This window comes from Psychrobacter sp. Choline-02u-9 (assembly GCF_002836505.1).
Taxonomy (GTDB): domain Bacteria; phylum Pseudomonadota; class Gammaproteobacteria; order Pseudomonadales; family Moraxellaceae; genus Psychrobacter.
Map to the genome: position 1 here is coordinate 79,232 of NZ_PJBF01000058.1, position 14,315 is coordinate 93,546.

Below are 14,315 nucleotides of genomic sequence, written 5' to 3' on the forward strand. Positions count from 1 at the left end.
CTATCTTTTATAAATAGAAAAGTCATATTAAAGGTTTTTGTTGAGTGTTACCTTTTCAATCCTGTTGGATTTTTTTAGCCAGAACCTTTTTCCAACTGTCCTCTAAACAGTCAATCGCGAGCCACGGTTCAATCACATTAGCATCAAACTTTTCTTTTGAGTTGGACAGTTGCCATAGCGTCTCTAATGTCGCAAACGGATAAGGGCGCTCAACCAAATATACGGGCAAATCAGCGTCTATAATGCCATCGCGTACAACTTGGAAATACCAACCAGAGATACCTTGCTTGCTGACCCATGCCGCGATATTTGGTACTTTGGTAAATTGGCCAATTTGATCATTAATTTTGTAGCAGGGGCGGCGTGGTTGGACGATACGTAGTTGAACGCTATCACCATCATTACTGTTATCTTGGCCATTTTCAAAATGTCCACCATATTGAAAAACATCGCCAATACAAACGGTAGATTCGGTCATTTCAGGCAAACCATTGATAGCTTCAGTCGTAAGGTTTTCTCCTAGCGTACCGACGCGCACTTTCAGGCCAAACTCGCCATTGATTTTTTCATACGTCGCAGGCGCTAGCTGATGCACGGCTTTTAATGGGCCACCATGATGTTTGCGGTCAGCCTGTTCATCAGTGGTTAAGCCCATAAAGTAGACGGCGACAGGAGATTTGATAGGTGCTTTATCAATGGCGCTCATTTCTTCACGGGCGAATGGCATAGACTTACCAGCGCGAACACAAGTGAGGGTAGCGATATGTAGGGGCAAGTCTTGGTTAAAATCTGTTAAGGTTTGCTCAGGTGGTGACGTAATCGATTCTGCGCTCATATGGTTTCCTAATAAGTAGAATGAATAGGCTAAGGCGGCTTAATTTTGGCGGTTTAATTTTAGTGGCTAATAAATACTAATACGAAATGAGCTTATCTGTACTCAATGATGTATCTGATTATACTGGTTCACAACCATAAAATTTACATAAAAAAAGACCAGAATAAGTATTCTGGTCTTTTTGATGGAGCGTTTCTTAATTTTGAACGAGTAACGAGTATCGTCACTGACAAGCTTATTTGTTTTTGTTACGACGACCTGCAGTTTTCTTTTCGCGCGGCGTAGCAACCAGCTCAGCCAACTGCTCAGGTGATGACCATAGGCCTTCTAAGTCATAAAACTCACGTGCTTGCGGCGTCATCATGTGGACGACAACTGCGCCCAAATCAATCAACGTCCAGTCAGAGTCGATGCCACCTTCACGGCCAAGTGGCATAAAGCCCGCTTGCTTAGCTTCAGCGCCGACGCTATCAGCCATCGCACGTACATGACGCTTTGAGGTACCATCAGCGATGATGATGCGCTCTGTTACGTCAGTCAACTCTTCTACATTCATTACAGTGATGTTCTTTGCTTTCATATCATCTAGAGCGCTTTGTACTAGGGTCAAGCATTCTGTTAGGCGTTCTGCAGTCATGGTGTTGGTCATAAATTTTAATCTCTTGAATCGTAAATATGTAAAATAAAGGGGTAAAACGTCAATTTGTCTTATCCGACTGATCATATATTGTCAGTCACGCATAGAGACAGGATAGGCAAAATGACATAGATAAGGCGATTTTAACGGAATTGAGCAGCAGAATATAGCTGATGGGCGATAATATATTGATAAACAGCAGGATTTAGCCATTTAGCTAATGGATTAGATTCAGTATTGCTAATGATATCATTTATTGATGCTATAGATGCGATTTGCCGTTGAGCGACTGGCATTTTATTTGTTTGATCGTCTAATTTCTGTAGTTGTTCACGTATTTGCGTACTCGATACCGCAGTAATAGGTCGCGAATCTATATAAATGCGTCCTTGATTGGCGTTTTTCAAGTCAGGGCTTTTCAAGTCAGTGCTAGTCGGATCAGTGTTATTTGGATTAGTACTATTTGAGTTTAAGCTATCTGACGATTGCTGAATGGTTGGAGTTAATAGCTCGATAGGTGAGTCCGTTATATGGGGCTGCAATGACAACGGCAATTGCGTTTTTAAGAAATTAACATCTTGGGTAGTCGCTGTATTATTTTTAGAAGAGATAGTGCGGTCAGTAAATTTTTCGCTAATACCATCACTCACATCGGTACTGCTCTGACGATTAAACACCCATAAATTGACATGGTCAGTGAGACGCAAGCCATCTTTCCATTTATCTAAACTATGGGCGCTGTCCATACCCATGATAAATATCAAACTGTCATTAGGATATTGTTGTCTTAATGTGCGTACACTGTCGATCGTATAGACAGGCGGCGCTTGCCATAGCTCTAACTCATTGATCTGTATCGGCGTACTCTCCGTCGCTAGCTTTAGCATCGCTAAACGATGGTTAGGGTCTGTACTTTGGGTCTTAAATGGCGAGCGTGCATTGGGTAATAAGGACACATGCAGTGTACGATGTAGCCGCGTTGCGATTGGTAGTAGGTGCTGATAGACAAACATTGCTACTTCTAGATGACCATTATGTACGGGATCGAACGAGCCACCAAGATAGGCACGAATGGCAGGTGCAGGTGTTTTCTCTTGAGGGCTGTTGCTCGTATTTGGCATAAATAAATGTATAAAAGTAGATAGGGTGCACGTTAACATTGATGCACCTTGCTCTTTTACTGGCTGGCCTTTTTAGATTAAATGATTTGATGATAGCGCTATTGTAGAGGGCAGACGAGCATCTGTCACCACTGTCTGTCACAGAGCCCCAATAAAAAACCGACCATCATAATGATAGTCGGCTTTGTATAGGACTTTAATTAGCGAGTCTTACAGCGATTAAATCAAATCGCTATACGCTTGGATAGCGGTTAACGCGATGGTATAAACGATATCGTCGACCAAGGCACCACGTGATAAATCATTAACGGGTTTATTCAAGCCTTGTAGCATAGGGCCGACACTGACGACGTTGGCACTACGCTGTACCGCTTTATACGTCGTGTTACCAGTATTAAGGTCAGGGAAGATAAAGACGTTGGCTTGTCCAGCGACAGGTGAGTCAGGTGCTTTTTGCTTACCGACGCTCATGACAGACGCCGCATCATACTGTAGTGGGCCGTCGACCTTGAGGTCTGGTGCGCGCTCGCGAACGATTTGTGTGGCACGGGCGACTTTTTCGACATCCGCGCCTGCGCCTGATGAGCCAGTAGAGTAGCTGATCATCGCAACTTTTGGATCGATACCAAAGGCAGCAGCAGACTGTGCGGATTGAATGGCAATCTCTGCCAGCTCTTCAGCGTTAGGATCTGGGTTGATCGCACAGTCACCATAGACGACCACTTGCTCAGGCAACAGCATAAAGAACACTGATGACACGAGTGAGTATTGCGGCGCGGTCTTAATCAGCTGGAATGCCGGACGTACTGTGTTGGCAGTGGTATGAATCGCACCTGAGACCAGACCATCGACTTCATCTAGTTGGAGCATGATAGTACCTAGATAGACCGTGTCTTTTAGATATTCAGCAGCAACTTCTGCAGTGGTTTTGCCTTTACGACGATCTACGACAGCAGCGATATATTTGCTCATATCGAGGTTGTCAGGGTCAATGATCTCTAACCCTTCAGGCAACGTCAAATCACGGTTTTTGGCCACTTGCTCAACGTCACTACGCTTAGCAAGTAACACGCAGTTGGCGATACCGCGACTCTGACAGATACAGGCTGCTTCGACCGTACGTGGTTCCGCGCCTTCTGGCAGCACAATACGTTTTTTGGCGTGCTGTGATTTTTTGACCAACTGATGGCGAAACGCTGATGGTGACAGACGCGGCTCATGATTACGGCTGAAGTATTCTTTAATCCAGCTCAGATCCAAATGCGCCGCCACATAACGAGCCACCTCATCAGCACGTTCTGTATCATCACTTGGAATCTCAGAACTCATATGCATCAGGCTCTGTACTGTCTCGTAGCTGTCGCTTTCGACACTCATGACAGGGATGCCAGTTTTGAGCGCTGATTGCCAAAGCTCAGCAACTGTCTCACTTGGAGTGATACCACCTGTCAACACTAGACCTGCCAATGGAATTCCATTGATACAGGCCAATCCAGCAGCTAACAGCAAGTCATCACGGTCGCCGGGCACGACCATTAACGTACCACGCTTAAAGACTTCGTTGACACGTGCCACTGAACGAGCGGTTAGGCTGATACGATTGATACGACGTGTCTTTGCTTCGCCAACATTTAGCCAAGTCGCATCAAGCTCTGTTGCGATATCCCATGTGCGGGGCACAGATAGAGAGTCACTAAAAGGCACCACTCCAATAAGGCGGAACACTTCGGTATTGAACGAAGGCGATAAGCGTTGAACCTCTTGTAGAAAAATTGGATCTAAGCTGACAACGGCCTCACCAGGCGCGACAGGTTGATTATCAAAGGTGTTCGGCACGTCTTGTACCCGCATCAATATCACGCCTAGTGTCCGTGAATCGATGACACCGCCAAACTCACGGGCATGGACATCCAGTTTATCCGCTAAATAAGCAGGTTTACTGATATCAGCGGTACTGACAAATATAATTTTGGCGTCTAGCGCGTGAGCAAGTGCACGGTTGATTTGTGAAGCATAAGAGGTCTCAGTGGTTGGCACCAGACCTTCACAGATAATCACGTCATGACCATCATCGATCGTATGAAAATTGGCAATCACTTCTTCCATCAAGTCATCAAGATTGTCATCGCCTAGCATACGCTCGACGTGTTGACGGCTGATAGAATCAGGCGGATTTAGGCCAAATGCGTGCATGGTCAATGCGCTTGAGCTGTCTAAGCTGTGCTGTTTGTCTAGCGTATCATCTTGCAAAAACGGCTTCATAAAGCCCGCTTTGATACCGTTGTAATCAAAGGCACGGATTAGCCCTAGCGCGGCTGATGTTACACCGATACCGCGACTAATGGGAACAAGTAAAATGGTTTGCATAATGTGTCCTACAATTTATTTTATTTTAGACGTCGAGTCGTTTTGAGCAGCATAAGCAGTGCAGTATAAAAACACGAAGCGCTTTATTTTATTTGTTCTCGGCTTTTTATAAGCCTCTAGAACGATAAGCGCTAGGCATTATAATCAATAGGCTTATACTAAGTTCAATGCTTGACGAGTCTCTTGAGCGATGCGGTATTCTTCATCTGTAGGAATAACCCACAGCTCGACACTACTACCTTCTGCTTGGAAGCTGCCTTCTTGGCCACCGTACAATCCAGCGTTCTTTTCAGCGTCCATCTTGATACCGAAATGACGCATGACGGCTAAAATACTTGCGCGCGTGGTGACAGAGTTTTCGCCGATACCACCAGTGAAAACAATACCGGTAAACTCAGGCAGTGCACAGCTTAAGCTGGCGAGGTATTTACCGGCGCGGTAGCAGAACATCTCAATGGCGAGCTGCGCATCTTTATGGCCTTCGCTCGCGGCTTGCTCAATAGTACGCAAATCATTTGATAGACCAGAGATACCAAGCAGACCGCTTTCGCTATTTAGCATCTTATCCGTTTCTTCCAAACTAATACCGAGCTGACGTTTCAGATGCATATGTAAGCTTGGGTCGACATCGCCGCTACGTGTGCCCATCATCAGTCCTTCGAGTGGAGTCAGACCCATGCTGGTATCGAGACTTTTGCCATCATATACGGCAGTTGCTGAGCAACCATTACCTAGATGAGCGGTTATCCAGCCATGAGGACCTTTTGCTTCAGTAACCTGGCTAGCACGTTCTGAGACGTAGGCATGAGACGTACCATGGAAGCCGTAACGACGGATTTTGTGCTCTTCGTATAGATATTTTGGCAACGCATAGCGAAAGGCAACAGGTGGCATAGTTTGGTGAAAGGCGGTATCAAATACCACAACTTGTGGAATATCAGGATAAATAGCTTGAACCGCTTCAATCCCCAAAGCATTTGCAGGATTATGTAGTGGAGCCAATATCTTTAGACGTTTTACTTCTTCTAGCGCATGCTGATCGACGCGAACAGCTTGAGAGTATTCACGGCCACCATGTACCACACGGTGCCCGACTGCGATAAAGTGATATTGCTCTAGTAGCTCTAGGATTTTTTGCAGTGCCAGTTTGTGACTACCACCAGGAATAGAGATCTCTAACTTATCGCCATTTAGCGTGGTGTGTTTGATACGGGCTGTATCGAGACCTAAGTTTTCGGCAAGACCGGTGATACGAGTAGAGTTGTCATCGCTAATCAACGCGTATTTGATAGAAGACGAACCGCAGTTGAGGACTAAAGTGGGACTGGTTAGGGTTGATGTTTCGCTATTCTTATCATCAAAAGTGGTGCTTAGGTTGGCGCTCATACTCTATCCTTAGATTGGTTTTTATAAAGGGCAAATCAATTATATCGTTCGTTCGATACAAAAAAGACGTCTATTGCCACGTCCTGTTTTATTATCATCAAATGCTACATCGCTGATATCTCAACTGCTGTAGTAAAGGTCACAGCTGAGACATAATGTCATTATTATATGGAATTGATGAAGTTGATAACTGCCGAGTAAATAAAAATCAGCCATATCTATGCTGATCATATCAAGCAAGCATATTGGCGATTTTGTTTATACTTGGGCTACTATTTCTGACAGTGCTATGCATCCATGCTTATGAGGTAATGCGTCTGCATCTCAGGCTAGCATCCTATTGCCGCCGCAAACTGGGAATATAATGTAACACATTTTTGTTTCTACACCACGACAGGGGTAAGGTTTAAAATGTGTGATTAATAAATGGCTAAATATGGAATAAATCACTTATATTCAGTGAGTTATAGAACTATAGGTGGATAACTTGTGTGGGATACATAGCAAGGCTATGACTCACAAAATTGTAAGAAATATTGTCGAGACACCCATATGTCATACATTCATATCTAAGCTCGCAGACGATATTACTATAAAAATTCGACTAATGTTCTAGAAAATATCCAACATCACGCAAATTTATTCACCAATCATATTCAGTATCCGTACAGCTTTATGTAATAATGCTATGATGAAAATAGTCATAATGATAGTGCTTTCGCTGTCGGTTTGGCTGTCCACTTATTTTTTATTTATCACGATTTACTATTGCCATTATGCCGTCGTAAGCTCACAGGTTATCTATTATATGTCTACTATACACAACCCTTCAGCAGCCAAGCATGCTAGCTCGTTCGCTCGTACCAGTCGTCAGGCTGTCGCCACTTTATTTATTGGCAGTGTGGTCATGCTAGGATTGTCAGGCTGCGGGCAAAAAGGCGATCTATATCTGGCAGACTCTAGTAGTCAAACGATAGAGGGCAGTGCGTCTGTACTGGATAGTACTAGCCATCCACAAGATGCAGCCTTTGCGGGTATCGACGATGATAACTATCAAAAAAACCGCTACCTAGAAGAGCAAATGGTACTGCCTGAGCCCAGTACTGATCCCAACGACTATTAACTGCCAAGCTATTAATTACTGGGCTAATAGTTGCTAAGATGAGCCAATGGATAGCGGTTAGGTGCTTTTTAATTAACAGTTTAATTGACTGCTTAACTAACCATCGATTCTGTTATGGCTAAATAGCTTTGCTACCTAAATTTAATTTTCACCCTTGATAATCTGATTATATTAGAGATGTTTATATGAGTCATTCTGAACTACCTGCTGACTTGACCGATTCTGCTACTGGCGAATCCGTTACTATCCAAACTGAGCAAGGGTTGTATGTTGACCCGAAAGCGTTGAGTGCTCACTTGCCAGCGCTAAGCTATCGCGGCGATGCGCTGTATATGGAGCAGGTCAGTATCGATGAGTTGGCAAAACAATATGGCACACCATGCTACGTGTATTCAAAGCAAGCAATATTGGACGTTTATCAAGCTTATACCGATAGCTTTGCCAGTCTGAATCATCAAGTATGCTATGCCGTAAAAGCAAACTCTAACCTTGCCGTGCTTGGTGTCTTGGCACAGGCAGGCGCTGGGTTTGATATTGTCTCTCGCGGTGAGCTTATGCGTGTGTTAGCGGCAGGTGGCGCAGCATCACGTGTCGTATTCTCAGGTGTGGGCAAAACGTACAGTGATATCGAATATGCGCTGACTCAAGGTATCGGCTGTTTTAACGTTGAATCTATCAGCGAGCTGACTTTAATCAATGATGTGGCAAAGTCACTTGATAAGCCTGCGCCAATCTCGTTGCGCGTCAACCCTAACGTCGATGCCAAAACCCATCCATATATCTCAACAGGTCTCAAAGACAACAAGTTCGGCATCACTCACGAAGACGCATTAGCGGTCTATCAGCAAGCGGCCGACTTATCACATATCGACATTGTTGGTATTGATTGTCATATTGGCTCGCAATTGACTGAAGTAGAGCCGTTTGTTGCAGCATTAGATAAAGTTATTGAGCTGATACATAGCCTGCGTGACGCAGGTATTGAGTTACAGCATATCGATTTGGGCGGTGGTTTAGGTGTGCGCTATATTGATGAGACGCCTGTGTCTATCGATGAGTTTGCCCAAGCTTTATTACCAAAACTTAGCGGGCTTGGTTTGACTGTGTTCTTTGAGCCAGGTCGAAGTATCGTTGCTAATGCTGGCGTGCTATTGACTCAAGTTGACGTACTCAAGCCGACTGAGCATAAGAACTTTGCGATCGTTGATGCCGCGATGAATGACTTGATTCGTCCTGCTTTATATCAAGCTGAGATGGCGGTGATTCCAAGTGTGTTACCTAGTGCTGGTATCGATACGGATGGTACGCAGCCGTGGGATATCGTTGGCGCGATTTGTGAGACGGGTGATTTCTTGGCAAAAGACCGCCTACTATCATTGGCCACAGGCGATGTACTGGCCATTACGGGCGCAGGTGCTTACGGCTTTACCATGAGTAGTAACTATAACTCACGCCCACGTGCTAACGAAGTGATGGTTTCTGGCGATAGTCATCAGCTAATCCGCAAGCGCGAAACGATTGAAGCATTATATGCAGATGAAGCGTTGTGGCAGGCGCAGTAAGGCGATTAAAGACGAGCCAAAACTATCACCGTATTTGATGGTTGAAGAGAACCCATTGTGATAATGACAATGGGTTTTTTTATGACTGGATTTTGAGGGAAGTGTTTTTAATTAAAGCTGATTTTTAATTGAAGGCATGCCTTTAGTTGAAGGCAACATCATTCACAAAAATTAGAGTAGCAAGGAAAACGAGTGCAAGTACTACTCACTGTAGACTAAACAAGTTTGACACCGCTAATCGTATTTTTTGGGATTGGTATTATTATGATTGTATCTGACAGCGTGCTAATATAAGGCATACATAAAAATAGGATAGGACATCAAAGAGATGCTAATAGAGTTTACTAAAATGCATGGGTTGGGTAATGATTTCATGGTCATTGATTTAGTGACCCAGCGCTTAGATTTGACCAAGGATTTGGTGCAGTTATTGGGCGATCGTCACCTAGGCATTGGTTTTGATCAGCTGCTCGTAGTCGAGCCACCCATGCGCCCTGATGTCGATTTCAGTTACCGTATTTTTAATACTGATGGCACCGAAGTCGAACAATGCGGCAATGGCGCGCGTTGTTTCGCACGTTTTGTGCAGGCACGTAAACTGTCATTTAAGCAGCGTCTACGCGTTGAGACGGCCAGTGGTATTATTTCCCTGACTACTGATCGTTACGGTTGGGTAGATGTCGATATGGGCAAGCCTAAATTTGAGCCAGATGAGATTCCATTTAGCCCAAGAGCGACGACCAAAATCCAAAACACCTATCATCTTGATGTAAATGGTACACCTGTACAGCTGTACGTTGCCAATATGGGCAACCCGCACGCTGTGATAAAAGTCGATGACGTACTCGATGCTGAGGTTGAGACTTTGGGTAAGGCAATTGAGTCGCATCCTGCCTTTCCAGATCGTGTCAATGTGGGCTTTATGCAAGTGATGAATCAGCGCCATATTCGTTTGCGTGTGTACGAGCGCGGTGTGGGTGAGACCCAAGCTTGTGGTACGGGTGCTTGTGCAGCAGTGGCTGTTGGTATACGTGAAGGCTGGCTTGATGAAGGTGAGGAAGTCCGCGCGCAGCTATATGGTGGCAGCATGATTATCAAATGGCAGCCAGGTTATTCAGTTATGATGACGGGACCGACCGCTTTCGTTTATGAAGGCGTGTTTAGCCCAGATGGCCTGATGGCACAAGCGGGACTTAAACCCAGTGCTGATAGCTGATAGCCGTTATTAGGCACATGGTATAAATGCCAAGGATGGTTCTAATATGTCCATTGATAAAGACAGTCAGGCGGCGAGCTCAGCACCTTGGCTATCTACTGAGCTGGCCGCTACTATCGAGCCGGACACAGCGTTACGAGAGCTACTCGCACCTGTGCATCGTTGGCTCAATACGTTGTCTGTGCGCAACCATTCGCCGCATACTCTGACCGCTTATTTCGCTGGTTTAAATCAACTGGCGTTATTTTTGCGTGGTAAGCGTCTAACGTGGACACGCTGTGATAAACGGCAACTGGCCCAGCATATCAGTCAACGTCTCGATGAAGATAAGCTGGCGCTTGCCAGTGTCCAGCAAGAGTTGTCTGCGATTCGGCATTTTTATGGTTGGATGATTGAAGAAAAGCTAGCACGTATCAACCCAACCACTGGCTATCAGCTGAAGCGTAGTCCTAGACCGCTGCCTTCTATCGCTGATGTCGATTTGCTGACTCAGCTACTCGATCAAGAGATCCCTGATACACCAGAGCAAGCGCGCTTATGGTTACGTGATAAAGCTATGTTCGAATTGCTCTATAGTAGTGGCTTGCGAGTTGGCGAGTTGGTTGCACTCAATATGGCAGATGTAGATTTGTCTGACTTACGGGTACGAGTCACGGGTAAGGGGAATAAAACACGCCTAGTGCCATTAGGGATAAAGGCAGCAGAAGCGATTAGTCGCTACCTGCCGCATCGTAACCTGTGGGTAGAGCAGATGGATAACGCATTGTTCATCAGTGAAAAGCTCGGTACCAGATTATCAACACGGGCAGTGCAGCAGCGTTTAAAAGTCGCTGCTACTCGCGCAGGTATCGCACAGAATATGTATCCACATCTATTGCGTCATTGTTTTGCATCACATATGCTGTCAGGCAGTGGTGACTTGCGCGCCGTACAAGAGATGCTCGGGCATAGTGATATTAGCACCACGCAAATTTATACCCACGTTGATTTTGCAAAATTAACGCAGGTTTATGATCGCGCGCATCCACGAGCAACTCATGCTCAAAATGAAGAACTGCCCTAGCAATTAAGCACGAAATTTACCGTACTTACTAATCTACGCCAAACGATGGCAGTCAAAAATAGGCAGTTTTTGGCGGCCTTGCTCTTGCGCTTGTTTGTCTAATGACGCCATAACGATGGCATATTGTTTATCCAGTTCGCTATCGTCATAGCTTGCGATAACACTACTATCAAACGCTGTAATGGCTGCATGTCCCCATGTCTGACGCGTACTACCATCTTTGTAGAGATGATCACCACCTTGTGCTGCGCCGATGACCATACATTGACTATCTAGAGCACGCGCTCGTAACAGCAGCGACCAGTGCGCTTGCCCAGTTAAGTAAGTAAAGGCAGAAGGGGCACTCAATAGTTCAGCACCTGCTTGTCGCAGACGCTGCGCCAATGCTGGGAAGCGCAAATCAAAACATACCATCATGCCGAGTTGATAGACTGTATTGCCTACTGCTAATGGCGCAATTACGGTCTGGGTACCTGGCTCAAAGGTCGCCGCTTCGTTATAGCTGCCATGCTTATCGGCCACAGTTGCGGTAAATAGATGAATCTTATCGTAGCGTGCGACACGGGTGCCATCTGGTGCAAACAGCTGGCTCACTTGGCGCAATCTACCATCAGGAACGACAGTGCCATCAGGACGATAATGGCAGGGTAACGAGCCTGCTAGTACATGGATACCAGCGGTGCGGGCGTAATCTGCTATCGTCGCTGATAAGTCGTCAAAACGCTCAGCAGTAGCAGATTGCTGTCCCATACTACAGCAGTTCTCAGGCAATACAACGAGCTCAGCCCCTTGACTTTGTGCGTCTGTGATAGCGGCTTTGATATCTGCTAGATTATCCTCAACATTCTGCTGACTGTTCATTTGAATAGCAGCCACGTTAAGTTGATGGTTACTTGAATTCATGACAATATTCCTATTGGGTGTGAGCTGTATTGGCCATTTACCGTAATTTATTATAATATTTTCGCGGTAATGAGCAGACTGCTCGTATTTATGGGTTGCTCATCCTTGCCAAGATGTTAGTTTACTAGCGATAGCAAACCAAACGTATCCGGACAAAACATAAATTATCATAGCAAAATTGTGGCAAAAAATGCTATCGTCATGTCCTGATAAGATTTATGTCGTTACCTTTACTGACAGAATAAACACAATATCACTAAGATCGGAGTGCAATAAGCCGCCCATGAGTATGTCGTTCGGATTGGCGACCACGCTGAGCAACTCACAAAAGCTAACCCCGCAAATGCAGCAAGCCATAAAATTGCTGCAGCTCTCTAGTCTTGAGCTCGCACAAGAGGTTCAGGCAAAACTAGATAGTAATCCATTACTTGAACGTATCGAAAACGATGACGAATACGACAGTGGTGACGATGAAATAGAGGAGTGGAGCGAGCCGTTGACGCTTGATAGCTGGAATCAAAGTAGCAGTGACTCATTTGACTCAGTGCCTAATACTAGTACAGAGTACAGCGGCGACAGTAGTGATAGCTTCAGTGATAGTTTGGATAAATTACAACAGCCTAATATCGATGATAGTGCAATAGATGTAGATAGCTATAGCAGTTCTGATGCCGATAGCTTTGATATAGGTAGCTTTGACACGGGTAACTATGCCTCCACCGCCACGGGCTCTGGCAATAGTAGGGGTGATGAAGATTTTGATAATTACCAAGGCGGTACTTCGTCCACCATTCAAGATCATGTGCGCTGGCAGCTGAACTTTAAGCGTCTATCAGAGGCCGATACGCTGATTGCAGAGTATTTAATAGACTCCATGGATGACATGGGCTTTATTCGAATTGATATAGATGAGCTGCTGCAGAGCTTTGATACGATGGCAAGTTTCTATCAATGGGATGAGCGCGTTGAAAAAGAAGAAGTCTTGACGGTATTACGTATTATCCAGTCCTGTGATCCAGTTGGCGTGGGGGCGCGTCATTTAAGCGAGTGCTTATCGATTCAGCTATCTAAGCTAGATGCCCGCACCGAATACCTACAAGAAGCCCAAGCGCTGCTATCAGCGAGCGAGCATTTAGTCAGTAATAATATTAAAGCACTGACTGAACGCACAGGGCTTGCACCAGAATACATCACACCTGCACTTACGCTACTACGTACCTTGAACGCTTCGCCAGGGCTGCTGTTTCAGTCTAGCCAGCCTGACTATGCTCAGCCGCCTGAGAGCTATGATATTCCAGATGTGTTGGTCACCCCTGTTAGAAACAATAAGGCGACAAGTAACTCTGAAGCAGAAGAAGATGGTTGGTATGTACGCCTCAATCCAGACACCCTACCAAAGCTACGCGTAAACCAAGAATATGCCAATCTAGTCAAGCGCGGCGATGACAGCCCTGACAATCAATATCTGCGCGAAAACCTTACCGATGCTCGACTGTTTATTCGTAGTATCGAAGAGCGCAATCAAAACTTACTCAAAGTAGCGACTAGCATTGTACGCTATCAACAAGAGTTCCTGCAGCATGGTGCAACCGCCATGCAACCCCTAATATTAAAGGCCATTGCTGAAGAAGTTGACTTGCATGAGTCGACAGTCTCACGCCTTACCACCAGTAAAACCATCTTGACGCCGCAAGGATTGTTTTCTTTGAAACACTTCTTCTCCTCTCACGTAAGTAGTGCTGATGGAGATATCTCATCGACCGCTATCAGTGCCATGATTAAAAAGCTCATCGCTGACGAAGATCCCAAAAAACCATTATCAGACAGTCGTATCAAAGATGAGCTGTTAGCAGATGGCATTGATATAGCCAGAAGAACCGTCGCCAAATATCGTGAAGCAATGAATATTGGCTCGTCTACTCAGCGCAAACAGAAATACTAATTATCTAAGCTCACCTTTCTATAAGCTTAATGGCTACCTGTCTGTATAGTGCAATACAGATATAAAAAATAAAATTTTTTGATTATATAGAAACTAAGTAGAAATAATAGGTATTGTTACACTTAATTACAATTTAATGGCTTGCTACTGGGCGATTTTC

The 14,315-nt window shown here is 45.1% G+C and carries 11 protein-coding genes; 5 read left to right on the forward strand and 6 right to left on the reverse strand.

All coding sequences use genetic code 11. From position 1 onward, the window contains the following. Positions 1 to 55 precede the first annotated feature (55 nt). From CXF69_RS10475 to CXF69_RS10495, 5 genes are all read right to left on the reverse strand, one after another. Positions 56 to 835, reverse strand: a complete 780-nt coding sequence (locus CXF69_RS10475) for an MOSC domain-containing protein (RefSeq protein ID WP_102078027.1) — start codon at positions 833 to 835, stop codon at positions 56 to 58. A gap of 235 nt (positions 836 to 1,070) precedes the next feature. Continuing rightward, positions 1,071 to 1,484, reverse strand: a complete 414-nt coding sequence (gene rsfS / locus CXF69_RS10480) for a ribosome silencing factor (protein WP_057758112.1) — start codon at positions 1,482 to 1,484, stop codon at positions 1,071 to 1,073. Positions 1,485 to 1,615: 131 nt separating this feature from the next. Further along, positions 1,616 to 2,632, reverse strand: coding sequence for a nicotinate-nicotinamide nucleotide adenylyltransferase (locus tag CXF69_RS10485; RefSeq protein ID WP_228706773.1), 1,017 nt, complete (start codon positions 2,630 to 2,632; stop codon positions 1,616 to 1,618). A 180-nt stretch (positions 2,633 to 2,812) separates the two neighbouring features. Beyond that, positions 2,813 to 4,960, reverse strand: a complete 2,148-nt coding sequence (gene pta, locus CXF69_RS10490) for a phosphate acetyltransferase (RefSeq protein ID WP_102078028.1) — start codon at positions 4,958 to 4,960, stop codon at positions 2,813 to 2,815. A 153-nt stretch (positions 4,961 to 5,113) separates the two neighbouring features. Continuing rightward, a complete protein-coding gene (locus tag CXF69_RS10495; protein ID WP_102078029.1) occupies positions 5,114 to 6,346 on the reverse strand; it encodes an acetate/propionate family kinase in 1,233 nt (410 codons plus the stop codon). Positions 6,347 to 7,154: 808 nt separating this feature from the next. On the opposite strand from CXF69_RS10495, the gene lptM reads away from it, so the two are divergent. The 4 genes from lptM to CXF69_RS10515 all read left to right on the forward strand — a co-directional run bounded on the left by lptM (position 7,155) and on the right by CXF69_RS10515 (position 11,310). Continuing rightward, positions 7,155 to 7,469, forward strand: coding sequence for an LPS translocon maturation chaperone LptM (lptM, locus tag CXF69_RS10500; RefSeq protein WP_102078030.1), 315 nt, complete (start codon positions 7,155 to 7,157; stop codon positions 7,467 to 7,469). Between the two features lie 332 nt (positions 7,470 to 7,801). After that, positions 7,802 to 9,031 carry a diaminopimelate decarboxylase gene (gene lysA / locus CXF69_RS10505; protein WP_219621251.1) on the forward strand — a complete coding sequence of 410 codons (1,230 nt, stop codon included), beginning with the start codon at positions 7,802 to 7,804 and terminating at the stop codon, positions 9,029 to 9,031. 328 nt (positions 9,032 to 9,359) lie between these two features. Continuing rightward, on the forward strand, positions 9,360 to 10,247 hold the full coding sequence (gene dapF / locus CXF69_RS10510) for a diaminopimelate epimerase (protein WP_102078032.1): 888 nt from the start codon (positions 9,360 to 9,362) through the stop codon (positions 10,245 to 10,247). Positions 10,248 to 10,293: 46 nt separating this feature from the next. Next, positions 10,294 to 11,310: a tyrosine recombinase XerC gene (locus CXF69_RS10515; RefSeq protein ID WP_102078033.1), complete on the forward strand. Its 1,017-nt coding sequence runs from the start codon at positions 10,294 to 10,296 to the stop codon at positions 11,308 to 11,310. Positions 11,311 to 11,343: 33 nt separating this feature from the next. On the opposite strand, the gene CXF69_RS10520 is transcribed toward CXF69_RS10515, so the two are convergent. After that, positions 11,344 to 12,213, reverse strand: a complete 870-nt coding sequence (locus CXF69_RS10520; protein WP_102078034.1) for a nitrilase-related carbon-nitrogen hydrolase — start codon at positions 12,211 to 12,213, stop codon at positions 11,344 to 11,346. 283 nt (positions 12,214 to 12,496) lie between these two features. Here CXF69_RS10520 and rpoN point away from each other — a divergent pair, with 283 nt between their 5' ends. Then, positions 12,497 to 14,155, forward strand: coding sequence for an RNA polymerase factor sigma-54 (gene rpoN, locus CXF69_RS10525; protein WP_102078035.1), 1,659 nt, complete (start codon positions 12,497 to 12,499; stop codon positions 14,153 to 14,155). Positions 14,156 to 14,315 lie beyond the last annotated feature (160 nt).

What these genes read in the sequence shown, in the direction of transcription:
- pta (WP_102078028.1), bottom strand. Translation starts at nt 4,960, where the DNA reads ATGCAAACCATTTTACTTGTTCCCATTAGTCGCGGTATCGGTGTAACA.
- CXF69_RS10515 (WP_102078033.1), top strand. Translation starts at nt 10,294, where the DNA reads ATGTCCATTGATAAAGACAGTCAGGCGGCGAGCTCAGCACCTTGGCTA.
- lysA (WP_219621251.1), top strand. Translation starts at nt 7,802, where the DNA reads ATGGAGCAGGTCAGTATCGATGAGTTGGCAAAACAATATGGCACACCA.
- rpoN (WP_102078035.1), top strand. Translation starts at nt 12,497, where the DNA reads ATGAGTATGTCGTTCGGATTGGCGACCACGCTGAGCAACTCACAAAAG.
- dapF (WP_102078032.1), top strand. Translation starts at nt 9,360, where the DNA reads ATGCTAATAGAGTTTACTAAAATGCATGGGTTGGGTAATGATTTCATG.
- CXF69_RS10485 (WP_228706773.1), bottom strand. Translation starts at nt 2,632, where the DNA reads ATGTTAACGTGCACCCTATCTACTTTTATACATTTATTTATGCCAAAT.
- CXF69_RS10475 (WP_102078027.1), bottom strand. Translation starts at nt 835, where the DNA reads ATGAGCGCAGAATCGATTACGTCACCACCTGAGCAAACCTTAACAGAT.
- rsfS (WP_057758112.1), bottom strand. Translation starts at nt 1,484, where the DNA reads ATGACCAACACCATGACTGCAGAACGCCTAACAGAATGCTTGACCCTA.
- lptM (WP_102078030.1), top strand. Translation starts at nt 7,155, where the DNA reads ATGTCTACTATACACAACCCTTCAGCAGCCAAGCATGCTAGCTCGTTC.
- CXF69_RS10495 (WP_102078029.1), bottom strand. Translation starts at nt 6,346, where the DNA reads ATGAGCGCCAACCTAAGCACCACTTTTGATGATAAGAATAGCGAAACA.
- CXF69_RS10520 (WP_102078034.1), bottom strand. Translation starts at nt 12,213, where the DNA reads ATGAATTCAAGTAACCATCAACTTAACGTGGCTGCTATTCAAATGAAC.